Genomic DNA, 22,178 nt, shown 5'->3' on the forward strand with positions numbered 1-22,178 from the left:
GAGGGGCGCCATGGACGATATCCGCTCCGAGTTGAAGATTGCCCTCTACCGGAAGGGAGCGGCTCTCCTTGGATTTGCAGACCTCCGGGATCTTCCACCCGATTGCAGGATGAACCTGCCCGTCGGGCTTTCCATTGCCGTTGCCCTCGATCCGGTTATTGTTGCCGGCATCGGGGAGGGGCCGAATGCGGCCTATTTCGACGAGTACGGGCGGTTGAACCGGCTTCTGGCGGAACTCGGCCGGATGGCCGCGGAAATCATCGCGGACCGGGGATGGAAAGCCGTTTCCGTGGAGCCGACGCGGGAGGTCTTCTCCTCCGATTTCCGGACGCCTCTCCCCCATAAAACGGTGGCCACCCGGGCCGGGTTGGGCTGGATCGGCCGCAACGCCCTCCTGATCACGGAACCTTATGGCTCCGCTGTCCGCCTGATGACGGTTTTGACGGATGCCCCCTTCACGACATCCCCTCCGGTGGAGGTGTCCCGGTGCGGGACCTGCAGGCTGTGCGTGGACAAATGTCCCGGGCGGGCGCCGCGGGGGGAGGAATGGAGCGTGGGAACGGACAGGGACGAGATTCTGGACGTTTATGCCTGCCACGCCACCGCCCGGAATCTCTCGGAACAGGCGGGCATCGCCGCCACGACGATCTGCGGTATCTGCATCGCGTGCTGTCCCTGGACGAAGCGTTATCTGAGGCAGAGCCTCCGATCCGACCGTCCGAGTCAGGGGATCCGGACACTTACGGATTGACGTTGGCGAACCACACGAAGCGGCCGTCCTGGATCTTCATGATGACAGCGCTCTTGATCGGATCGCCGGAGCCTTCGCGGAATTCCATCACTCCCGTAACCCCTTCGTACCGGGGGATTCTCGCCAGCGCATCCCGGACGGCCTGTCTGTCGAGCCTTCCCCCCGTCCGGAGGGCCTGCCGGAGAAGACCGAAAGAGTCATATGTGAGGGCGGCCACGTCATCCGGCACGCTGCCGTATTGCTTCCGGTAGGACTCCACGAACGTCCTGGCCTCTTTCGTGGCCGTTTCCGCGTCGTAGTGGGTGCTGAAGTAGCAGCCGTCGCAGTCCTTTCCGCATGCAGCCGGGAGATCCGCTGTGCCCCATGAGTCGCTGCCGAGGAACAGGGCCTGGATCCCGAGTTTTCTTGCCTGCCGTATCTGACCGGGAACCTCCGTGTAGTGATTAGGGATGAAAATCACGTCCGGCTTGGCATTCCGGATTCTTGTCAGCGGATCCGTGAAGTCCCGGGTACCGGCGGTGTAGGGCTCGTATGCAACGATCTTTCCCCCTCTCCGGATGAACACATCCCGGAACACCTCCGCGATACCCCGGCTGTAGTCCTTCGTTTCGTCGAAGAGGACAGCGGCCGTACCGGCTTTCCGCTCGTCATAGGCGAATTTTGCCAGGACCTGTCCCTGGAACGGATCGATGTAGCACGCCCGGAACACGTATTTCTTGGGTCCCCCCGTCCGGGCGTCCAGAGTCGTTCGGGGAGTGGTGGATGATGGAGATATGAGGACGGTCGCGGCGCTCTCGGCGGCGTCCGAGGCGGGGATGGCGAAACGGCTCTCGTTGGGACCGACGATGGCCACGACCTTGTCGCTGTCGATCAGCTTCCGGGCAGCCTGTGCCGATGCGTCCGCCTTGCCGCCGTTGTCCATGACCAGAAGTTTTACCTTGTATGTCCTGTCCCCGATGGTCAGTCCGCCGCCGTCGTTGATTTCCTTCACGGCCAGCTCGGCGGCGTTTCTGCAGGAGAGACCTACCGCGGATGCCTCTCCGGTCAACTCCGCGATCAGTCCAATCCGGAGGTCCGTCAGGCTGTCGGAGCCGCTGCATCCGGCCAGGAACATAAGAAGCGGGACCAGCAGCGCGGACCGAAGTGTTTTCATCATGAACGGCGTCCTCCCTGTCTGTCGGGGTATGCCCATTTTGATAAAGGAATGTCCGGTGTGAATCAAGGAGAATAAACGGAATCGGAAACCGGGTGTGAAGACCCGGCCTCCGGAAAGGCACGGCGGCGAAACGAAGCCCTTGTGCCTGCGGGGATGCGATGGTAAAGAGAAACCGGTTTCCCGCCGGCCCGCATCCCGTTTTGGCGGATCCCCCTCCCAGCCATGCGCCAGGAGTCTATGGACAACCAGAAGAAAGCCTACGGGTATGCCCTGGCCACGGTATTGCTCTGGTCGACGGTGGCCTCAGCCTTCAAGATCACCCTGCGCTACCTGACGTTCCTGGAGATGCTCTTTCTGGCTTCTCTGACATCCACCGTGGCGATCTTCGGGATCCTGTGCATCCAGGGCAAGCTCGGCCTTCTCGGGGGCATGACCCGCCGGGAGTGGCTACGCTCGGCTCTCCTGGGACTGCTGAATCCGTTCGCCTATTACCTGATCCTCTTCAAGGCATACGACCTCCTCCCCGCCCAGGAGGCCCAGCCCCTGAATTACACCTGGCCGATCATGCTGGTCCTCCTGTCCGCCGTCATCCTTCGCCAAAGGATCCGCGCCGCGAGCATGATCGCGATCCTCCTCAGTTTCGCAGGCGTTCTGGTCGTTTCCACCCAGGGCGACATCCAGAGCCTTCGGTTCACCAACCCGGCGGGAGCGGCCCTGGCCCTTTCCAGCTCCATTCTATGGGCCCTTTTCTGGCTTCTCAACGTGAAAGACACCCGGGACGAGACGCTCAAGCTATTCCTGTGCTTCGTCTTTGGCACGGTCTATACGTCTGCGGCGCTCGCACTGTTTTCCCCTCTCCGGTGCCTTCCCCTCCAGGGCCTTGCGGGGGCCTGCTACATCGGCCTTTTTGAAATGGGCATCACCTTCGTCCTCTGGCTGAAGGCGCTGACCCTGTCCCGGAGCGCCGCCCAGGTCGGCAACCTGATCTACCTTGCCCCGTTTGTTTCTCTCTTTTTCATCGCCGTGACGGTCGGCGAGCCGATCCTTCCCTCCACCGTCCTGGGGCTGTCTCTGATCATGGTGGGAGTGTTGCTCCAGCGGCGCCTGTCATGACTCCGCGAACCGTCCCCGGAGCCGGCCAACCTCCCGGGGCGGTTGTGACAATTTCTTGACAAATGACCGGAATCAAGTTAGCAAATACACGCTTTACCAGTGCCCGCAGTTCATGGGGATGGTCTTTCGGAACCGGACCCTCAGGCTCTTGGCAGAAGCGCTCGTCTTGATCCGGTGTTCGGTCCGGAGGGGGGTTTTCAGACACAACATTCAAAGATCACGGCCGTATGGTCGGAGGGTATGAGTGTTTGTTCCATTCATATCGCACCCCCCCTGCATTCTTTCCCCGGTTCTGTTCGCCTGGCCCGCTTTCCGCGGCGGGTTGTTTCCCTTTTCGTTTCGACTGTACGACCGATGTTCCGATCCATCCGGGAGGCCGCGCCGGGATTTCCTTCCGCGGCGCTGAACGTTGGCAGCGAATACTTTGAAAGGAGGGGGTAACGTGTATTTCGCTACGGAAGTGTTGACACAGTCGAGTGAGCTCCGGAAGAAGTGGGAGGATGCGGTCCGGAAGGTGATCGCCAAGAATGCCGACCAGAAGCCCGAAGCGCTATGGTCCACCGTCTCGGATCTTCCCATTCGGCGGCTCTACGGGCCCGAGGACATCAAGGACATGGACTTCGTCCAGGACATCGGGTATCCCGGCCAGTTCCCGTTCCTCAGGGGCAACCAGGTGACGGGGTACCGGGGGAAGTACTGGACGTTCCGCATGTTCTCAGGCATGGGAGACGCCAAGACGACGAACCAGCGGTGGCACCTGCTCCTCAAGGAGGGACAGACGGGGCTTTCCACGGCCTTCGATTTCCCGACCCTGATGGGGTATGACACCGATTCGCCGAAGGCCCGCGGGGAATGCGGAAAGTGCGGTGTCGCCATCGACACCCTGGAGGATTTTCTCCAGCTTGTTGAGGGCATCCCCATGGATCGGGTGACGACGTCCATGACGATCAACCCACCGGCGACGGCCCTCTGGGCCATGTACTGCGCCGCCGCCGAGATCAGGGGAATTCCCCTGAGCAAGATCGGCGGGACGATCCAGAACGACATGCTCAAGGAGTTCATCGCCCAGAAGACCCTGATGTGCCCGCCCGAGCCGTCGGTGAAGCTGATCAGCGACACCGTCGAGTTCGGAACCAAGCATGTCCCCCGGTGGAACACCATCTCCATCAGCGGGTACCACATCCGGGAAGCCGGCGCCACGGCGGTGCAGGAGCTGGCCTTTACGCTCCGGGACGGCATGGAATATGTGGAGGACGTCATCCGCCGCAAGGGGCTGGACGTCGATTCCTTTGCGCCCCGGCTGTCCTTCTTCTTCAATTCCCACATCGATTTCTTCGAGGAGATCGCCAAGCTCAGGGCGGCCCGGAGAATCTGGGCCAAGGCCATGAGGGACCGCTACAAGGCCAAGGACGAGCGGTCCTGGTGGATGCGGTTCCACACGCAGACGGCGGGCTGCTCCCTGACGGCCCAGCAGCCCTACAACAACGTCGTCCGCACGGCCACCGAGGCCCTGGCGGCCGTCCTGGGCGGGACCCAGTCGCTCCACACGAACTCCCTGGACGAGGTGCTCTGCCTGCCCTCGGACCATGCCGTTCAGATCGCCCTCCGGACACAGCAGATCATCGCGGAGGAAACGGGGGCGGCCAACACCATCGATCCGCTGGCGGGTTCCTACTTCGTCGAGGCCCTGACCAACGAGATGGAGGAGAAGGCCTGGGAGTACATCCACAAGATCGACGAAATGGGCGGTATGGTCGCCGCCATCGAGAAGGGCTTCCCCCAGTTGGAGATTGCCGACTCGGCGTACAAGTACCAGCGCCAGATCGACGCCGGGGAGAAGATCATGATCGGGATCAACAAGTACCTGACTGCCGATGAAGCGCCCATCCCGTTCCTGGAGATCGACGACAGTGTCGAGAAGGAGCAGATCGAACGCCTCAGCGCCGTCCGCCGGAAGCGCGACAACAAGACCGTGAAGCGCTGCCTGGACGACCTCAAGGGTGCCTGCAAGAAGGGCGAGAACGTGATGCCCTACTGCATCGAGGCCGTGAAGAACCTGGCCAGCGTGCAGGAGATCTGCGACGTCTACCGCGAGGTTTTCGGCGAATACCGCGATCCGGGACTCTACTAGCGAGGAGGGAGGGACAGCTCAATGGCAGACAAGAAACTGCGAATCATGGTTGCGAAACCGGGCCTGGACGGTCATGACCGGGGGGCCCGCGTGCTGGCCCGCTGTTTCCGCGATGCGGGCTTCGAGGTCATTTATACGGGTTGTCACCAGACGCCCGAGCAGATCGCCGCGGCGGCCATCCAGGAGGATGTGGACATCGTCGGGCTGAGCTGCCTGTCGGGGGCGCACCGCTATCTGTTTCCGGCGGTGGTGACACTGCTGAAGGAGAAGGGAGCGGATGATATTACCGTCATCGGCGGCGGCATCATTCCGGACCAGGATTTCAAACTCATGTTTGACGCCGGTCTCAAGGCCATCTTCACGCCGGGGGCCACGCTGGACAGCATTGTGGAATGGATCAACACGAATGTACAACCAAGGGCGTGACATCATGGAAAAAGTCAATAAAATCAAGGCGGGGGATGTCAGGACGGCCTCCCGCCTCATCCGCAACCTGGAAGACGGCGTCGATGAGGCCCGCACGACCATCAAGCACATCTTCCCCCTCACGGGAAAGGCCCACGTGATCGGCATCACCGGGTCCCCCGGGGCGGGAAAGAGCACCCTCGTGGACGGTCTCGTCGAGTGTTTCCGGAAGCGCGAAAAAACGGTGGGCGTCCTCGCCGTGGACCCCACCAGCCCCTTCACGGGAGGCGCCATCCTGGGCGACCGGATCCGCATGCAGCGCCACGCGGAGGACCCCGGGGTCTTTGTCCGCAGCCTCGCCACCCGGGGTGCCCTGGGCGGCCTGGCCAAGGCCGTGGGAGACGCGATCCACGTCATGGATGTCATGGGAATGGACATGGTGATCGTGGAGACCGTCGGAACCGGCCAGCAGGAGGTGGATATCATCAACCACTCCCATACGGTGATCGTCGTGCTGATTCCCGGGATGGGAGACGAGATCCAGGCCATCAAGGCCGGGATCATGGAGATCGCCGACCTGTTCGTCATCAACAAGGCGGACCGGGAGGGATCCTCGAAGCTGCGGCGGGAACTCATGGCCATGCTGGACATGGCACCGCCGAACACGTTTCCCGGAGGGTGGCGGCCGCCCATCATCCGGGTGGAGAACGCATTTGAACCGGAGGGATTCGGAAAAAGCCTGGAAGAGCTGACGGCAACCATCGTGGAACATTATCAGCATCTCGTAAAACACGATCTGCTGGGATCCCGGATCCGCCGGAAGGCCGTGGTGGAGCTCAACGAGGCGGTCCGGAACTGCATGCTCGAACCGGTTCTGAAACGTCTTGTTGCCTCCGGGGAGATGGAGAAGATGGTGGAGATGCTCCTCAAGAAGGAGTCCGATCCTTACACCCTGGCGGAAAACATTGCCGGACGGTATTTGAAAAACTGCGACTGAGCGGGGCCATCCGGATGAAGCGGCAGCAGACCCGGGATTTCGCCCTCCGGGGGCATTGCCTCCCGGAGGGAGCCCGGGTTTTTTCATTGCTGTCGCAGGATGCCGCTGTCCACCGTCCGTAGGAAGAAGGAGTGATGGAGTGGAAGCAGCAGGCGATGATCGTATCACGGAAGCCCTGTCCCGGTTCAACCAGGGGGTGGTGATCGTCCTGACGGGCAACGGGAAGGGAAAGACCACGTCCGCCATGGGACAGGCCCTGCGGGCCCTGGGACACGGGAAGAAGGTTCTTGTGATCCAGTTCATGAAAGGCAGGAAGTACGGGGAAGTCCTGGCGGCGGAGCGGCATCTGCCGGGGATCACGATCGTCCAGAGCGGCCTCGACAGCTTCGTGATGCGGGACAATCCGGCCCCGGTTGATGTCGAGCTGGCGAGACAGGGGCTGGAGATGGCCCGGGAGGCCCTGGCGGCGGGGAACCATGACATGGTGATTCTCGACGAGATCAACGTCGCCGTCGATTTCAGGCTGATCCCCCTCGCGGACCTGCTGGCGCTGATCCGCAGCAAACCGGCGGCGGTGGACCTGATTCTCACGGGCCGCTACGCGCCACCGGAGGTCCTGGAACTCGCCGATACGGTCAGCGAGATCCAGGAGGTACGGCATCATTATTCGAAGGGGATAAAAGAACGGGCCGGCATCGAATACTGAGACGACCTCGGAACAAGCCCGGATGCTTCGTTGCGCTTCACCCCTCGTCACTGCGGCGTACGAAAAAGTACGCCTCGCTCCTCGGGAGTCGCGCGCCTCGCCTGCGAGCCTTTTGCGACGTCGTCCATGAGGAGTTTCCGAGACTACGGAGATAGGTTATTCACGGCTCGGGACTTCGGGCGCTTTGCATCCGACCATTTTTGAACAGCCCGGAGACGACGTCGGAAAAGCCCCGGAGGCGGCGTTGCGCCGGATTGTGATTTCTCATGGCAGGCAGTCATCCATTCGAAAATTCACCATGGTTCAGGCGAATGAAGGCCTCTCTCCGCAGGGGAGGAGCGACGGAGGTGCGGCCGATTGCCGTCGATTCCGTTGTCGTGGACGAGCGGGTCAGGCTTAAATGCCAGGTGCCGCTCTGCGACAGCTATGGACGGAATTTCACCTGTCCCCCGTTTCTCCCGCCGGTATCGGAGTTTCGGGAGATGCTGCCCCGCTTCACCAATGCCTTGCTGGTGCAGGTTTCCGCTGACGGTCCGTTTGATCCCCCGAAAAGCGTTTTCGTTTATGCGAAAAAGCTTCATGAACTGATGAACCGGGCGGAGCGGATGGCGTTTGTGGAAGGCTTCCGTTTCGCCGCGGCCCTGATTGGAGGCTGCTGCCGTCTCTGCAATGAGTGTGCGGCAGTCCGGCCCGGAGAGCCTTGCCGCCATCCATTCCGGGCGAGGCCTTCCATGGAGGCCATGGGCATCGATGTCCTGGCTACCCTGGAAAAGGCGGGGCTGCCGGGGCGGTTTCCCGTCCACAAGCGGGTTGACTGGACGGGGCTCCTATTGTTCTGAGAACGGGCGGTTTCGTTCCTGCCGCGAGGAGGAGAATCGTTATGGCCATTTTGAAGGAAGGGGGAATCCCCATCGGCAGGATGCTCTTCATCCCGCGGGAAGGGGACCTGAAAAAGGAAGATCTTGAGATCGAGTCAAACGGCCAGTATTCGCTGATCGAGCGTCCCGACTGTTTTGTCATCAAGAACGGCGAGTGCTGCCGGAGCATCCTGGTGAAGGTGTTCCGAAAGGAATAGCCGTGCGCAGAGGCGGCGGCGACAGGCCGGCTGCAATTCCTGTTCAACCGTCGGAATGAAAAAAGAGCCTCCGGGGTCCCCCGGGGGCTCTTTGCGTTGTCGCGTCGGCCTTCAGGCCTTATTTCAGGCTGCTCAGGATGTCCCGGGCGATGATGACCCTCTGGATCTGGTTGGTTCCCTCGTAGATCGAGGTGATCCGGACGTCCCGGGCAAAGCGCTCTATCGGGAATTCCCGGGTGTAGCCGTATCCGCCCAGGATCTGAAGGGCGTTATAGCAGGCCCGCTCCGCCGCTTCCGTGGCGTAGTACTTGGCCATGGATGCCTGGCGGGCGAAGAACCGGCCGTTTTCCTTCTGGTAGGCCGCGTTCATCAGGAGGAGCCGCGCCGCTTCGAGCTCCGTGTAGGACTCGGCGATCATCCACTGGATGGCCTGAAAATTCGAAATGGGCTGATCGAACTGACGGCGCTCCAGGGCGTACTTGGCGGCATACTCGATGGCCGCCTGGCCGATGCCGAGCCCCAGGGACCCGATGCCGATCCGGCCTCCCGCCAGTTCACCCACGGCGGTCCGGAAGCCGTCGTTCGGCTTGCCCATGAGGGCGTCTTTGGGAACCCGGCAGTCCTCGAAGATCAACTCGTTCGTTATGGACGCGTGCTGGCCCATCTTGTGCTCGGCCCGGCCCACGGTGAATCCCTTAAGCCCGTTTTCCACGAGGAACGTGCTGATACCCTTTCCTTTGGGAGCGGATTTGTCCGTCACGGCCCAGACGACGAAGACGCCGGCGTACTCTGCGCTGGTGATGAACATCTTGTTGCCGTTGAGGACCCATTCGTTGCCGTCCAGGACAGCGGAGCACCGCATTCCGGCGGGGTCCGAGCCGGCCGTGGTTTCCGTCAGGCCGAAACCGCCGGCATAGTACTCGCCGGAGCAGATTTTCGGGATGTATTTCATCCTCTGTTCTTCCGAGCCGATGGCCTGGATGACCTCGCAGACCATGTTGTTCACCGACATGGTGACGCCCGTGGAAGCGCAGGCCTTGCCGATCTCGGTCACGGCCAGGCTGAAGGCCACGACGCCCGCCTCGGATCCGCCGTAGTCGGCCTTCACGTTGATTCCCATGAGTCCAAGGCCGGCAAGCTTCCTCAAGTTGGCGCAGAAGGCCGCTCGGTCGTCCTGCTCGTCCAGTTTTGCCGCCAGGGGCTCGAGTTCCGTCCTGGCAAAGTTGCGCGCCGTGTCCTGGATGATTCTTTGCTCTTCCGTGAGATCTAGATTCATCGTTTCTTTCCTTCCCTCCGAATGTATTACGCGCCGGCGGACTCCGTTGGCAGCGGTTCTGGAGGGCGCCGGATCATGCGCGTTCTCTTGAAAGTCCGGGAAGGGGGATCCATCCCCCCCTCCCGGACGGCTGGCTTGCAAGCGGCGCGGGGCATGGAGTCCCGGCGCCGATTGTGTGAGGCATCAGGCCCCCTTGTCGATGATGGCCTGAATTGCGGGCGTATAATCCGTCTTCGCGGGCAGGAAGATCAGTTCCGGATCGACGAACTCCCGGAGCACGAACAGCTCCCTGTAGGTCGGATGTGGGGTTTCACCCTTGACATTCGACACATTGAGATCGAAGCCGCAATTCTCCTTGACCTGTTCCACCGTGACGCCCGGATGGTGGGTCTCCAGGTAGATGATCCCATCTTTGTCGAAGCGGTAGACGCCCATGTTGGTCACGACGGCGGTGGGACCGCAGTCGGCGAAGGCGGTGTTCTTCCAGACTTCCTTCTTGGGTTTCCACTCGTTGGTCTTGAAGTCCCAGCACCACCAGCCGGGGGTGGTCGTGTAGTCGTTCCGCTCCAGGAAGCGTCGTTTCTCCTGGAGAATGATGTAGGCGGTCCGTTTTGCCATGGTCCCGATGTCGGAGTTTCCGCCGGACCCGGTGAAGCGGTGGGAGGGGGCGAAATAGTCTCCAATGGAGGTCACGTTGACGCCTCCATACTTGTCGATCGCCGCACCGCCGAGGAACCCGAGTGTGACGTAACCCTGCTGCAGGTAGTAACCGAAGGTGTCGACGAGGCCGCCCAGGGTGGAGCTCATGTTGGCCGCCCGCTGGTCGCAGACGGACATGGGGACGTGCATCGTCTTGCCGTCGCAGATTCCTGATTCGTAGATCAGGGTCGCCTTCGGCGCGTTCGTGAAGTTGGCCGTCATGATGCCCACCATGGGTAGCCCCGTGCCGGCGAACACGATATCTTCATTCCGAACTTCATGAGCCACGGCAATGGCCATCAGCTCCGGAAGGATGAATTCCCCCGGCTTCGCGGACTCATTGGGAATCAGGTCGATCAATCCCATCAATTCTTCCATTGATTTTGCCATGTTTCGTATCCCCCCTTTCTTTTAATAACCGCTTCGTGCCACGGACAAGGGCATCTTCATCCTGGGCGCCGGTTTCTTTCCTCTCATCATGCGAACGCTGTAACCGGTCGTGCTGTCCGCCTTCAGGTCGAGAAGCCGTTTGGCACCCAGCTTGACAACGAAGTCTTCCCAGCTCTTGGGACCGAAGACCCACTCGTCGAGCCACTTTTTCAGGTCATCGTTGTTCCGGGAGGCCTTGTCCATATCCCGCATGAAGGGCGCGTCGTAGTCGTAGTAGAAGGGAACCGAGCTCGGGAATGCGCCCCATGGGCACTCCACGACGGCGTCCACGACGAAGTAGGGGATCTGGTTCGTCTCGGGAAGTTTTCTCATCTCCGATTCAGGGACAATCTCCTCGGCGAGGATCACGACCTTGTCACAGGCAAAGGAGATCTCCTTGTCGATGGTGCCGACGCCGCGCCAGCGGGCCGTTCCCTTGTCACCGGCCTGGGCGACGTGGATGATGGCCAGCTCCGGCTTGGCTGCCGGCAGCAGGATGGTGTCACCCTCGCCCCAGAAGGGTTCTTCCATCTGGATAAATTTCTTCCGGGGGATTTTGGCATTCTTGCCGTCCCGCATGCCCGCCTTGCCGAGGGCGTCATATTTGGGATTGTAGAGATCGGAGCCCAGGGGGGCGGAATAAGGGATGAAGGGCGCCCCGATGGCGCCGGCGAGGAACCGCATGGCCATGGCGCCATGGGAATAATCCTCCAGAATCACCTTGCCGGCCTTGTAGTGCCGCTCCAGGTTGATGTCGATCTTGCCGGCCATTTCACCCCAGCCCATCCAGTCCGTCTCATAAATCTTCATGGCGTTGACGGAGTTCAGCAGCCAGGTACACACACCGCCATGCCGGTCGATGACATGAATGTCTTTGATGCCCTGACGGACCGTCTCCCAGGCGAAGGCGAAGGGGTTCCGGTTGAAGCCCGTGAACCCGCTGAACGCGCAGATGACCCCGTTGTGCATGTACGTCTTGACTGCTTCCTCCAGCGACAGGATCTCCGCCTTTTTCGATTTCCCGCGAATTCTTGCCATTGTTACCTCCTTTTCAGTGCAATGATAAACCCCCTTGAATAACCTGAAAACTCATAAGAACAGACCGGCTCTGTGTTTTGTGTGCTCACCTCCCTTCTTCGTGAAGAAATGAATGATGGCCTGATGTACGGAAAAAGACGCCGCAGGGAGCGGCAATGTGCTGATCATTCCGCGGCGGATGCGAGAGGAGCGGCATAAAGAGATCCCTTGGGCCTCTCAGGGCGAACTCCTGTTGAATGGTGCAACTGTTATGTCAGAGGTTGAGGAAACGACGATCCGCCCGGCCTCCGGCTGACCGGTTTACCCGGTTCTGGTGCAGTGTCGGGGGGCGGGCATGACGGGATGAAATTCGAAATAGGGTATAAGGGATCGGCCCCTCGGTGTCAAGAAATAATTGGGGATGTTTCCAGGGGTTGAGACCTCCCCGGTACCATCGCGGCGGATGCGGCGCAGGGGAGGCCGGTCATGCCGGCCGGGGAGCCATCTCTTCCAGGATCTCATCCAGGTAGGCCGGGGGCAGCGATTCGCCGAGGGTCTCCATGTCCGTCTCCAGGACTTCGCAGAGGGCCAGGGTCAAACCTTCATACAGGATCATCAGATGGTGGAGGGACTCTTCCGCCCGCTCCTCCAGCAGGGCCTCTTCCAGGGTTTCCCGGATGAAGGGGTCTCCTGCCAGATCCAGCGAGGACCGGCCCAGGGCTTCCAGGTACCGGGACGGCGCCTCGTCGCTGCTGTAAAGGATCGCCATCTGCCGGAAGGCCAGATAGCAGTAGATCGCCCGCTGGGTGATGTCCTCTTCGCCAAGCATATCATGCTCCTTCGGGGTCGGAAAAAAGGCGTTCTCCCCTCCGGCTCCGGTCGAAGCAGCACGCCTCCATGCCGGGGACGACTACGCGCACCGTGGGGATGCCGGTCGCATCATCCGTCAGGTCCACGGCAATCACCCGGTCCAGGCCGCGGTTCGCGCATCTGGACATCAGGAGGCGCACGTCATCGCAAATGTCGTCCCGAAAATCGGCGTCCATGTCGCCCAGGCTGATCTGCCGGTGGCTGAAGAACCGGTAATCCTGTTCCTCCTCCCGGAAATAGGCTGAGCAAGCCTCCTGCAGGCCCGCCAGACCCTTCGTCTGCAGGAACAGGGCGCGGGTGGTGACGATTTCCAGCAGGGCCCGGGCCAGGGCCACGCGAGGATCCAGGTGGGTTCCGAAACCGTCGATGGGGATCATGGAATCGTACTGCAGATCCCTGGAAAAGGCGGCGATCGTGGGTACCCCGACGTCCGAGGTGATGTTCTTGGCCACGATTTCGACCTCCGCCTCGCTGAATTTTCCGATGATGTCGAGGAGGAAGGCATTGCCGTCCGCCGCCTCCACCGACAGGGCGTCCAGTGCCTCGGCCCGGTACTGGGCGATGCTCCAGGCGTCGCGCTCGATCACCTCCGTGAGGCCGTGTTCCACGGCTTCTTCCAGGGTATTGCCTGCGGCGATGCCGTTGGTGTGGGTGTGGATGACCAGGATATCGTCCAGATGAAAGGGATGAAAGACGGCGCAGGCGGGCAGGTATACCCCCTCTTCGCGCAGGAGGTCGTAGCCCGCGGTCCAGAAGATGGGACGGTCGTCGTCGTACTCGCTGACCCGCGAGAGAATCAGGTCCGGCGGGTGGAGGACATTGAAGCGTTGGGACAGCCGGCGGTAACTGTCCCGGATCAGCCTTTCCCGATGGATTTCCCGGAACTCGGATGCGTATCGCTCAACGGACTCCATTGTCAGGGATACCCGGGCCTGGACGGGCGTGATTCCCTTGCCGGTGTGTCGGGTCTGGGATCCGTCCGGACGGATCCTCCGGCAGGTGAAGACCGGGATGCCGATGCGATCGTCTCCCGCGGCGTCCCGGACTTCCAGCATTCCGACGGTCTCTTCCAGGCGGGCGATGAGCGCCAGGGTCTCCGCGGGCGGGCATGAGCGGTGGGTCTCCAGGATGTAGGTCTTCGGACAGGGCTTGAGCGAGAAGGGCGGCATCCGTCGTCTCCTGGTGGATCGGGGCTGCCGGATCAGCAAACTACGCCTGCCGGCGACGGGAAGGAAGTCAATCCCATATCGGACGGACTGTCAACCGTTTTGTGAAGCGATATCCGAAACTCCCGGAGAATCCGGCGGCGGGAGCCAAAGAAATTGACAAACAGCCGGGGTTGTGAGAAAAACCGGAACCAGTCTTTTACTGGTAAAAGCGCCTTTTTCCCCCTTCCCCAACATAGCAACGAACCGGACCTGCACGGCAGTGGAGCGCGCGGGGCAGGTCCGGGGGAAATAAAAGGAGGATGAGATGGAGAAGGTACCGCAGAAACTGGATAAAACCAGACCAAAGTTTTACGCCGATGCCAAGATCAGCGGGTTCGGCGAACGGAAACCCGATTATTCCGGCATGGGGAGAAAGATCAAGGGGCAGTTCAAGGGACTCCGCGAGGTGGTCTGTGTGGAGGCATGCCGCACACCTTACGGTGTCTTTGGCGGGTCCCTCAAGGGGTTCGACGCCCCCCAGCTGGGAGCCCTGGCCATCAAGGAGTGCCTGCGGCGGACAGGCGGCAAAGTCAAGCCGGAGGACATCGATTATGTGTTCATGGGCCAGGTGGTGCCTGCCGGATGCGGACAGGTGCCGAGCCGCCAGGCGACCCTGCTGGCAGGACTTCCCGAGTCCGTGCCGTCCATCACGGTGAACAAGGTCTGTTCGTCGGGCATCAAGACGATCGACCTGGCCGTTCAGATGATCCAGACGGGAAGGGCGGAGGTCGTCATCGCCGGGGGCCAGGAGAGCATGTCGAACTGTCCATACTCGCTTCCCGACATGCGCTGGGGAAACCGGATGGGCCTTCCCAACGGAAGGATGGTAGACCTGATGGTCTATGACGGTCTCTGGGACGCCTTCTACAACCGGCACATGGCGATCCATGGCTCGGAAACGGCTGACGAGTTCGGATTCACCCGGCAGGACCAGGATGAGTGGGCGTACACCTCGCAGATGCGGGCCGTGGAGGCCATGAAGGCGGGCCGCCTGGACGATGAGATCTTCCCCGTGGAGATCAAGAAGGGCAAGGACACGGCGGTCTTCGACAAGGACGAGGGCCCCCGGACCGGAACGACCATGGACGGCCTGGGCAAGCTGCCTCCCGTCTTCAACCACAAGAGCACCGTCACGGGACAGCCCGGCAGCGTGACCGCGGGCAACGCGCCCGGCGTGAACGACGGCGGCGACGTCTGCATGCTCATGAGCGCCGAAAAAGCGAAAGAGCTTGGCCTGAAGCCCCTCTTCACGATACTCGGTTACGCGGAGGTTTCCCAGCCGACGAAGGACATCGCCACGGTCCCGGGGCTCTCCATCAAGAAGATCCTCGAAGAGAACGATCTGACACTCGACCAGGTGGACCTGATCGAGATCAACGAGGCCTTCGCCGCCGTCGTCCTCGTCAGCGCCCGGAGTATCCTGGGCATGTCCAAAGAGGAGATGATGAAGAAGGTCAACGTCAACGGAAGCGCCATCGCCTACGGTCACCCCATCGGGGCCACCGGCGCCCGGATTCTCATGACCCTCGGGTATGAACTGAGGAGGCGAGGAGGCGGCATCGGCGTCTGCGGGATCTGTTCCGGCCACGCCCAGGGCGACGCCATGCTCATCCGGGTGGACAAGTGAGGGAAACCGAAGGGATCCGATAGATTGATCGATCCATATTGACATTCCGGAAACGGCAGGAAAAAAGGGGGAGACGGCGGGCTCCGGGCCCGGCCGCCTGTCCCAGCCGGCCGTGTTCCAGGGGGAAAAAAACAAGGAGGGCAGGAGATGACAATCAAGACAATCGGTGTAGTGGGTGCGGGTCAGATGGGAAACGGAATCGCCCAGGTCGCGGCATCTCCGGGCGGTCTGAACGTCATCATGAACGACATTGCCGAGCCGTTCGTAAACCGGGGCTATGACACCATCTCCAAAAATCTCGACCGGCTGGTGGCCAAGGAGAAGCTGACGGCGGACCAGAAGGCGGAGATCCTCGGACGGATCCGGAAGAGCACGAACGTCGAGGACATGAAGGACGCCGACTTTGTCGTGGAGGCGGCGGTGGAGCGGGAGGACCTGAAACTGGGGCTCTTCAAGAAGCTCGACGAAATCTGCAAGCCAGGGGTCATTCTCGCAACGAATACCTCATCCATTCCAATCACCCGGATCGCCGGAGCCACAAAACGCTCCGGACTGGTCATCGGGATGCACTTCATGAATCCCGTACCGGTCATGCGGCTCGTGGAGATCATCCGTGGTCTCGCCACATCGCAGGAGACGTACAACACGACGGAAGCGCTCAGCAAGCAGTTCGGCAAGGTCCCGGTGGAGTGCAACGATTTCCCCGGATTCGTGTCCAACCGGATCCTGATGCCCATGATCAACGAGGCGGTCTATGCCCTGATGGAGGGCGTCGGGCAGCCGAAGGCGATCGACGATATCATGGTCCTGGGGATGAACCACCCCATGGGACCGCTGGCCCTGGCGGACCTGATCGGCCTGGATACCTGCTGGGCCATCATGGACGTCCTCTACAAGGGTTTCGGCGACTCCAAGTACCGTCCCTGCCCTCTCCTGAAAAAGTATGTCGACGCGGGGTTTATGGGACGAAAGAGCGGTCGCGGTTTTTACGATTACAGCAAGTAATGCGGCAGCCAGCCGCCATTCCGTGGTAAGATTCCGTCACCCTCTCCCGGCATGTCCGGGGGAGGGTGACGCGGAAACGGCCGCCGATTTGGGCCGAACCCTTTCCAAATGCCGCTCCCGCGGGGTATCCGGCCGGACGATGGGGGAGGATCCATGGAAATCGATACCCGCAAGGAAAAAGACGCGGTCGTTGTGTCCGTCCGCGGGCGGATGGATGCCCTTTGCGCCCCGGACTTCGACCGGATCCTGGAGCACTGCCTGGAACGGGGGGAGAGCCGTTTCGTGATCGACTTCAGCGCCCTGGAGTATATCAGCAGTGCCGGCCTTCAGTGCATCCTGGAAGCGGCCCGGCAACTCGAGGAAGGAAAAGGGGAGATCTCTCTGGCCAACCTGAAAGGGCCGGTCCGGGAAGTCTTTGAAATATCCGGTTTCGATACCCTTTTCCCGATCTATGATACGGTGGAAGCCGCTTTGAATTCCGACTGATCTTCTTCAGCCGGCCCTTTGGACCCTGTATGCCGTCCATGAAGCAACCCGCAACACTGGATTCCCTGAGGCCGTTCATGACCTTTGTGTCGAACTGTCTGAGCCATCGGGGCTTCAGCCCGCACCGGTCGAGCGAGATCGAGCTTGCGGTGGAGGAGGCCCTGGTGAACATCTTTCGCTACGCCTATCCTGACCGTTCCGGTGACGTCGAGGTCCGGTGCCGTGCCATGGAGGACGGGCAGCTCGTCATCGAGATCGAGGACGCGGGCATTCCCTTCAATCTCCTGTCCACACCCGATCCTGAGTTATCCACGGAGATCAGCCGTCGCAAGGCGGGTGGACTCGGGATCTACTTCATTCGGAAAATGATCGACGACATTCGCTATCGACGGGATGGGGACCGCAATGTACTGACTCTGGTCGTCTCCCCGGAAAGGCCGGCTCCGTTCATGGGCGAGCCGGGATGCCGTCATTCCGGTCAACCCCTGTAGACCCGGGAGGAACCCCCATGGGTGACCAAAAGAAGGTCCGAGTGGAGAAATATCTTCGGGCGTCGGTCCTCAACGATGTCGTCGAGCTGGAAAAAAGGGTGTGGAACCGGGACGGATACCGGGAAGTGAACGCCCCGATGCTGTATTTCGAACTGGCCTACCTGACCAACGGGCTCGTTCTGACGGCGTTCGATGACGGAATCTATCCCGAGGAGGAACGCCGCCGCATGGCCCAGGAAGACCCCTGGTATGCCCAGGACCGGCCCATCGGCTTCCTGGTCTGTTTCGCCGACTTCGACAAGCGGGGTCATTTCTGGTACGGCGCCCGGATGGGCGTGGACCGGCTCTACCAGGACAAGAACATCGGCGATGCTCTGGTCCGTGTTCTCTACGACTGCGCCAGGGAGAGGGGCATTTCGAGAATCCGCTGGACCTATGATCCCCTCGTCTCGAGAAACGGCTATATTTACATTCACAGGATGGGTGCTATCGTCCGGGAAATCGGATTCAATTACTACAGCGCCGTCTTTACGAGCGACGAATTCAACCGGGCCATCTCGACAGACCGTTTCATCGTGGAATGGCTTATCCAGACCGACCGGGTCCGCGACCGGATCGAGCGTGGGATTTTCCCCTCCCTGCACGACACGTCGGAGATGACGGACGAGAACATTGTCAACTCCGTGGACTTGGACAAGGAAGGACTCGAGTGTCCGGGCGGGAAAAATGTCTTTCATCTCAACACCTCGCCCCTGTTTGTCGAAATTCCGTACAATCAGGATCGAATCCTGAAAACGGACCGTGCCAAAGCCCAGCGACTGCGGGATTACTGTCGAGCCCTGTTCATGCATTACCTGGCCAGGGGCTATGTCGTCCGCGGATTCGTGGTCGGCAGGGAGCCCGACGGGCGTCACCGGCCCTATTATCGACTGGAGCGGGAACCGCGCGGGAAGACCCTCAATATTTAAGGGTGATTATGAAGTACGGGGAGTGCCGTCCGAAGGCGGGTCCGGCAACAGGGAGCATCGGGATGGCGAATGCATTGATCGATCCAAGAGCGGGCAACCGGTGAAGCTGAAGATCCCCATTCGCACCAAGCTGCTTCTCGCCTTTCTGGGATTGCCGGTGATCTCGCTGGTCATCTTCGGCTATTTCGCCTTCGAAGATATCCGGCAGATCGGGAACTACGCCCTGGAGAGCAGTTCCTCCCTCGGGGACAGCGCCGCCGGAGACAGCGCCCGGGCCCTGGAAGACCTGGGAGAGAGCATCATCACCCAGAAAGCGAGGGATGTCGCCCTCCAGTGCCGCATCTACCTGGATGCCCACCCCGGCATCCGCCTCGACGAACTCAGGAAGAAACCGGATTTCCAGAAAATCGCCGTCCAGTCCGTGGGGAAAACGGGCTATACCCTGGTCTACGACCGCGGAACGGGATTGATGAAGTTTCATCCGAATCCGGAAATCGTGGACTTCGATCTCCAGCAGTGGCGGGACAAGCTTCCCGACTTCTGGAAAATCTTCGAAAAAACCTTCGACGGCTCCCCCAACAGCGGTTATTACGACTGGCTCGATGTGGACGGAAGCATCCGGCGAAAGTATATGTCCATCGTGCCCGTTCGTGACTCCATGTTCATGGTTGCCGCCACCACGTACATTGACGAGTTCTCCATTCCCGTGAAGGAGACGAAGAAGCGGATCGACGCGACGACCCGGCAGATCAACGAACACGTCAATGAGACCCTGGACGATATCTACAGGAATTTTTTTGCATTCCTTCTTGTTCTGATGGTCATCGTCCTCGGTGTTGCCGTTTTTATCTCCCGTACGATTACGCGGCCTGTTCTTTCCCTGATCCGGGGCGCCAAGGCCATCGGTCGCGGGGAGATCGACCACCGTGTGGAAGTGCAGACGGGGGATGAGATGGAGGAACTGGCCGCGGCATTCAACCGCATGACCATGGACCTCAAGGAACATATGGCGGTCCTGAAACAGACAACGGCGGACCGGGAGGGGCTTCTCAAAGAGCTGGAAATCGCCCGGGGAATCCAGCAGCGGCTGATTCCGGACCGGGCGCCCCGGATCCCGAACATCGACCTGGCGGCGAACAACATCCCGGCCCGGGAGGTGGGAGGGGATTTCTACGACTTCATCCCCGTTCGGGACGACCTGTGGGGTGTCGTCATTGCCGACGTGTCCGGCAAGGGAATGCCTGCGGCCATGTTTATGGGCCTGTCCAGGACAGTGGTCCGGGCCAGCGCCACGGGAACGCTCGACCTGGCGCATGCGATCCGGCAGGCCAATGAACTGATCTGCCGTGATTCCACATCCGGAATGTTCGTCACCCTGTTTTATGCCGTTGTCGAACCGGGTCCGAAACTGAGGTATGTAAATGCCGGTCACAACCCTCCAATCCTGTTGCGCAGAGACGGGAACGATCCGGAGTATCTGAAGACACACGGGATTGCCCTCGGGGTAAAAAAAGACATTCACGTGCAGGAAATATCGCTTTCCCTCTCGGAGGGGGATCTGGTCGTTCTCTATACGGACGGCGTCACCGAAGCGGTTGATGAAAACGATCAGACCTTCGGCCTCGACCGCCTGAACCGGGTGGTGCGGGATAACCGGCACCTGTCCGCCGGACAGATCATCATGAAAATTCAGGACGCCGTCATTGCGTTTGCCGGAGGAAGGCCCCAGTTCGACGACATCGCCCTGGTCGTTCTCAAGGCCATATAACCCGGCACCAACCTTCCGCCGGGGACATCCGGGGCCGGTGTCTTTGCACATTTCTTCTTGTCTCCCCCTGGCGATTGGAGTATAACCCTTCTAATTTGTAAGGCAATCAACCGATGGAAAGAGGAGTGCCGATGAAAGATCGCCTGACCCAGTTGGCCGACCTGCTGGACATCGAGGATCACGATGCGGTCGTCGAGGAAATACGGATCATCGCCTCCCTTGTCTTTCCCCGTTTTGATTATGGGCCGTTCGATCGGGCGTATGGTGATATCGTCCGATTGTTTCGGGGGGATTATCCGGGCTATCGTTGTTCCAACGTGGACTACCACGACTTGAGTCACACCCTGTCGGTCACCCTTGCCATGACCCGTCTGATGCATGGAGCCATCGAGTCCGGCTGTCCGCTCACGGAGAAGGAATTCGATGTCGGCCTCATCTGCGGACTGATGCATGATACCGGTTATATCCAGCGAAGCGGAGATACGGAAGGTACCGGGGCGAAGTACACGCTTGTCCACATCAACCGCAGCGTCGAGTTTATTGTTGAATATTACCGGAACGACCCCCTGTTCCAGGAAGAGCTTCCTTTTTTCGACAGCATCCTGCAGTGTACCGGTCTCAACACCAGGGTCGGAGAAATCCAATTCCAGAGCAAAAACATCAGGTGCCTGGGACAGATGCTCGGCACGGCGGACCTGCTGGGGCAGATGGCCGATCGGCATTACCTGGAAAAGCTCCTGGACCTTTATTATGAGTTTGTTGAAGCCGGGATCACGGCGTATTCGAGCCAGTTGGACCTGCTGGAGAAAACCCGGGGATTCTTTCAGATGACCCGGAAGCGGTTCAGCGATGAATTGGGAGATGTGTATCTGTACGGCCGGCATCACTTCCGGAAGCGATGGAACATCGACGAAAACCTCTATATGAGCAGCATTGAAAAAAACCTGAACTACCTGGATTACCTGGTTACCCATCGCCGGGACGAATACCGGTTGCATCTGCGCAGAACGCTCAACAAGAGGATGCAGGCCTGACGCACAGACGGGATTGCCTGCCCTGTCGTTCTAGAAAAGGCTTGATTTATCCATCCCGATGGGATAGAAGGCGACTCCTTTTTTAAGGGGTCAGACTCCTTGCCCAGGCATCCTGCCCGGGCTGCATAGCCGTGAGGAGGTAAATGAAATTGAGGAGATATGAGACAGTTTTTATCATCCATCCGGACCTGAACGACGAGGAAGTCGGCGCGTTGACGGATCGCTACTGCGACATCATCGCGGCTTATAAGGGCGTTCTGGTCAAGGTGGACCGGTGGGGAAAGCGCAAGCTTGCGTACCTGATTCGCAAACAGTCGAAGGGGACGTATGTTCTCCTGGACTACGCCGGGTCGAGTGCCGTCGTTTCCGAAATGGAGCGGAACTTCAAGATCGACGATCATGTCCTGAAATACATGACGATCCTGAAGAACGAGAACGTCAGCCTGCAGGATATCGAGAAAGAGACTGCCCAGAAGAGCGGGGAAAAGGCTGAGGATTCGACTGCGGAACCGTCGGGTGCACCTTCCGAGACAAGGGCTCCGCTGACGGTTGTTTCACCGGCATCGCCACCGGTCCAGCCGGCGGCAAGGGAACAGGGGGAGTAGAAACATGGCGCATCCATCATCGGGAAGCCGGCCGTCGAGGCCGCACAAGAAGTTCTTCCATCGGCGGAAATTCTGCCGTTTCTGCACGGACTCCAATATTCAGATCGATTACAAGAACCCCTCCATTCTGCGGGACTTCGTTACCGAGCGGGGCAAGATCATGCCCAGGAGAATCACCGGGAACTGCGCCGGGCACCAGCGCGAGCTGACGGTAGCCATCAAGCGGGCCAGGACCCTGGCGCTTCTCCCGTTTGCGGTTCGAGAGAGCTGAAATCGATCCCGGCCGGACCCGACGGCGGGGTATCGAAGCGGCGAATCAGCGGGCCGGACGGCGCGCAGGATTTCCAGCTCGAGGTGGAGG

23 protein-coding genes are annotated in these 22,178 nt (G+C 60.4%); 17 read left to right on the forward strand and 6 right to left on the reverse strand.

Going from position 1 to position 22,178, the window contains the following annotated elements:
* Positions 1–10 precede the first annotated feature (10 nt).
* Positions 11–751 (forward strand): hypothetical protein, encoded by a 741-nt coding sequence (locus PLO63_05005; protein ID HOI73489.1) that lies wholly within the window; start codon positions 11–13, stop codon positions 749–751.
* Here PLO63_05005 and PLO63_05010 read toward each other — a convergent pair.
* On the reverse strand, positions 741–1,907 hold the full coding sequence (locus tag PLO63_05010; GenBank protein ID HOI73490.1) for an ABC transporter substrate-binding protein: 1,167 nt from the start codon (positions 1,905–1,907) through the stop codon (positions 741–743). The genes PLO63_05005 and PLO63_05010 overlap by 11 nt on opposite strands.
* 237 nt (positions 1,908–2,144) lie before the next feature.
* Between PLO63_05010 and PLO63_05015 the strand changes: the two genes are divergently transcribed.
* From PLO63_05015 to PLO63_05045, 7 genes are all read left to right on the forward strand, one after another.
* Positions 2,145–3,020: a DMT family transporter gene (locus tag PLO63_05015; protein ID HOI73491.1), complete on the forward strand. Its 876-nt coding sequence runs from the start codon at positions 2,145–2,147 to the stop codon at positions 3,018–3,020.
* Positions 3,021–3,462: 442 nt separating this feature from the next.
* Positions 3,463–5,151 (forward strand): methylmalonyl-CoA mutase family protein, encoded by a 1,689-nt coding sequence (locus PLO63_05020; protein ID HOI73492.1) that lies wholly within the window; start codon positions 3,463–3,465, stop codon positions 5,149–5,151.
* A gap of 21 nt (positions 5,152–5,172) precedes the next feature.
* Positions 5,173–5,577 carry a cobalamin B12-binding domain-containing protein gene (locus tag PLO63_05025; GenBank protein HOI73493.1) on the forward strand — a complete coding sequence of 135 codons (405 nt, stop codon included), beginning with the start codon at positions 5,173–5,175 and terminating at the stop codon, positions 5,575–5,577.
* Positions 5,578–5,581: 4 nt separating this feature from the next.
* Positions 5,582–6,553 carry a methylmalonyl Co-A mutase-associated GTPase MeaB gene (gene meaB, locus PLO63_05030; protein HOI73494.1) on the forward strand — a complete coding sequence of 324 codons (972 nt, stop codon included), beginning with the start codon at positions 5,582–5,584 and terminating at the stop codon, positions 6,551–6,553.
* Between the two features lie 139 nt (positions 6,554–6,692).
* Complete coding sequence (locus tag PLO63_05035) at positions 6,693–7,259, forward strand: cob(I)yrinic acid a,c-diamide adenosyltransferase (protein HOI73495.1); 567 nt, start codon at positions 6,693–6,695, stop codon at positions 7,257–7,259.
* 311 nt (positions 7,260–7,570) lie between these two features.
* Positions 7,571–8,098 (forward strand): DUF2284 domain-containing protein, encoded by a 528-nt coding sequence (locus tag PLO63_05040; protein HOI73496.1) that lies wholly within the window; start codon positions 7,571–7,573, stop codon positions 8,096–8,098.
* Between the two features lie 41 nt (positions 8,099–8,139).
* A complete protein-coding gene (locus PLO63_05045) occupies positions 8,140–8,334 on the forward strand; it encodes a hypothetical protein (GenBank protein ID HOI73497.1) in 195 nt (64 codons plus the stop codon).
* Between the two features lie 118 nt (positions 8,335–8,452).
* Here PLO63_05045 and PLO63_05050 read toward each other — a convergent pair whose 3' ends face one another.
* From PLO63_05050 to PLO63_05070, 5 genes are all read right to left on the reverse strand, one after another.
* On the reverse strand, positions 8,453–9,610 hold the full coding sequence (locus PLO63_05050) for an acyl-CoA dehydrogenase family protein (GenBank protein HOI73498.1): 1,158 nt from the start codon (positions 9,608–9,610) through the stop codon (positions 8,453–8,455).
* Positions 9,611–9,793: 183 nt separating this feature from the next.
* Complete coding sequence (locus PLO63_05055; protein ID HOI73499.1) at positions 9,794–10,699, reverse strand: CoA-transferase; 906 nt, start codon at positions 10,697–10,699, stop codon at positions 9,794–9,796.
* Positions 10,700–10,720: 21 nt separating this feature from the next.
* Entirely contained in the window at positions 10,721–11,776 is a 1,056-nt protein-coding gene (locus PLO63_05060; GenBank protein HOI73500.1) for a CoA-transferase, read from the reverse strand.
* Positions 11,777–12,239: 463 nt separating this feature from the next.
* Positions 12,240–12,584 (reverse strand): hypothetical protein, encoded by a 345-nt coding sequence (locus tag PLO63_05065; protein HOI73501.1) that lies wholly within the window; start codon positions 12,582–12,584, stop codon positions 12,240–12,242.
* 1 nt (position 12,585) lies between these two features.
* Complete coding sequence (locus PLO63_05070) at positions 12,586–13,794, reverse strand: YcaO-like family protein (GenBank protein ID HOI73502.1); 1,209 nt, start codon at positions 13,792–13,794, stop codon at positions 12,586–12,588.
* Between the two features lie 304 nt (positions 13,795–14,098).
* Here PLO63_05070 and PLO63_05075 point away from each other — a divergent pair, with 304 nt between their 5' ends.
* The 9 genes from PLO63_05075 to rpsR all read left to right on the forward strand — a co-directional run bounded on the left by PLO63_05075 (position 14,099) and on the right by rpsR (position 22,088).
* Positions 14,099–15,460 (forward strand): acetyl-CoA C-acyltransferase, encoded by a 1,362-nt coding sequence (locus PLO63_05075; protein ID HOI73503.1) that lies wholly within the window; start codon positions 14,099–14,101, stop codon positions 15,458–15,460.
* A 147-nt stretch (positions 15,461–15,607) separates the two neighbouring features.
* Complete coding sequence (locus PLO63_05080) at positions 15,608–16,465, forward strand: 3-hydroxybutyryl-CoA dehydrogenase (protein HOI73504.1); 858 nt, start codon at positions 15,608–15,610, stop codon at positions 16,463–16,465.
* A 153-nt stretch (positions 16,466–16,618) separates the two neighbouring features.
* The gene (locus PLO63_05085) at positions 16,619–16,951 is read left to right on the forward strand and encodes an STAS domain-containing protein (GenBank protein ID HOI73505.1); all 333 of its coding nucleotides are present in this window, start codon (positions 16,619–16,621) and stop codon (positions 16,949–16,951) included.
* A gap of 38 nt (positions 16,952–16,989) precedes the next feature.
* Entirely contained in the window at positions 16,990–17,442 is a 453-nt protein-coding gene (locus PLO63_05090) for an ATP-binding protein (protein ID HOI73506.1), read from the forward strand.
* Positions 17,443–17,459: 17 nt separating this feature from the next.
* Entirely contained in the window at positions 17,460–18,410 is a 951-nt protein-coding gene (locus tag PLO63_05095) for a GNAT family N-acetyltransferase (GenBank protein HOI73507.1), read from the forward strand.
* Positions 18,411–18,510: 100 nt separating this feature from the next.
* Complete coding sequence (locus PLO63_05100; protein HOI73508.1) at positions 18,511–20,178, forward strand: SpoIIE family protein phosphatase; 1,668 nt, start codon at positions 18,511–18,513, stop codon at positions 20,176–20,178.
* A 131-nt stretch (positions 20,179–20,309) separates the two neighbouring features.
* Complete coding sequence (locus tag PLO63_05105) at positions 20,310–21,212, forward strand: hypothetical protein (GenBank protein HOI73509.1); 903 nt, start codon at positions 20,310–20,312, stop codon at positions 21,210–21,212.
* Positions 21,213–21,355: 143 nt separating this feature from the next.
* Positions 21,356–21,817, forward strand: coding sequence for a 30S ribosomal protein S6 (gene rpsF, locus PLO63_05110; GenBank protein HOI73510.1), 462 nt, complete (start codon positions 21,356–21,358; stop codon positions 21,815–21,817).
* 4 nt (positions 21,818–21,821) lie between these two features.
* Positions 21,822–22,088: a 30S ribosomal protein S18 gene (rpsR, locus tag PLO63_05115; GenBank protein ID HOI73511.1), complete on the forward strand. Its 267-nt coding sequence runs from the start codon at positions 21,822–21,824 to the stop codon at positions 22,086–22,088.
* The last annotated feature ends 90 nt before the right edge of the window (positions 22,089–22,178 follow it).

The sequence above is a fragment of the Syntrophales bacterium genome, assembly GCA_035363115.1.
Classification (GTDB): domain Bacteria; phylum Desulfobacterota; class Syntrophia; order Syntrophales; family PHBD01; genus PHBD01.

Coding starts and splice junctions, on each gene's coding strand:
- PLO63_05050 (HOI73498.1), bottom strand. CDS start 9,610: ATGAATCTAGATCTCACGGAAGAGCAAAGAATCATCCAGGACACGGCG.
- PLO63_05095 (HOI73507.1), top strand. CDS start 17,460: ATGGGTGACCAAAAGAAGGTCCGAGTGGAGAAATATCTTCGGGCGTCG.
- PLO63_05055 (HOI73499.1), bottom strand. CDS start 10,699: ATGGCAAAATCAATGGAAGAATTGATGGGATTGATCGACCTGATTCCC.
- PLO63_05070 (HOI73502.1), bottom strand. CDS start 13,794: ATGCCGCCCTTCTCGCTCAAGCCCTGTCCGAAGACCTACATCCTGGAG.
- PLO63_05045 (HOI73497.1), top strand. CDS start 8,140: ATGGCCATTTTGAAGGAAGGGGGAATCCCCATCGGCAGGATGCTCTTC.
- PLO63_05065 (HOI73501.1), bottom strand. CDS start 12,584: ATGCTTGGCGAAGAGGACATCACCCAGCGGGCGATCTACTGCTATCTG.
- rpsF (HOI73510.1), top strand. CDS start 21,356: ATGAAATTGAGGAGATATGAGACAGTTTTTATCATCCATCCGGACCTG.
- PLO63_05075 (HOI73503.1), top strand. CDS start 14,099: ATGGAGAAGGTACCGCAGAAACTGGATAAAACCAGACCAAAGTTTTAC.
- meaB (HOI73494.1), top strand. CDS start 5,582: ATGGAAAAAGTCAATAAAATCAAGGCGGGGGATGTCAGGACGGCCTCC.
- PLO63_05090 (HOI73506.1), top strand. CDS start 16,990: ATGAAGCAACCCGCAACACTGGATTCCCTGAGGCCGTTCATGACCTTT.
- rpsR (HOI73511.1), top strand. CDS start 21,822: ATGGCGCATCCATCATCGGGAAGCCGGCCGTCGAGGCCGCACAAGAAG.
- PLO63_05080 (HOI73504.1), top strand. CDS start 15,608: ATGACAATCAAGACAATCGGTGTAGTGGGTGCGGGTCAGATGGGAAAC.
- PLO63_05005 (HOI73489.1), top strand. CDS start 11: ATGGACGATATCCGCTCCGAGTTGAAGATTGCCCTCTACCGGAAGGGA.
- PLO63_05085 (HOI73505.1), top strand. CDS start 16,619: ATGGAAATCGATACCCGCAAGGAAAAAGACGCGGTCGTTGTGTCCGTC.
- PLO63_05060 (HOI73500.1), bottom strand. CDS start 11,776: ATGGCAAGAATTCGCGGGAAATCGAAAAAGGCGGAGATCCTGTCGCTG.
- PLO63_05025 (HOI73493.1), top strand. CDS start 5,173: ATGGCAGACAAGAAACTGCGAATCATGGTTGCGAAACCGGGCCTGGAC.
- PLO63_05010 (HOI73490.1), bottom strand. CDS start 1,907: ATGATGAAAACACTTCGGTCCGCGCTGCTGGTCCCGCTTCTTATGTTC.
- PLO63_05105 (HOI73509.1), top strand. CDS start 20,310: ATGAAAGATCGCCTGACCCAGTTGGCCGACCTGCTGGACATCGAGGAT.
- PLO63_05040 (HOI73496.1), top strand. CDS start 7,571: ATGAAGGCCTCTCTCCGCAGGGGAGGAGCGACGGAGGTGCGGCCGATT.
- PLO63_05015 (HOI73491.1), top strand. CDS start 2,145: ATGGACAACCAGAAGAAAGCCTACGGGTATGCCCTGGCCACGGTATTG.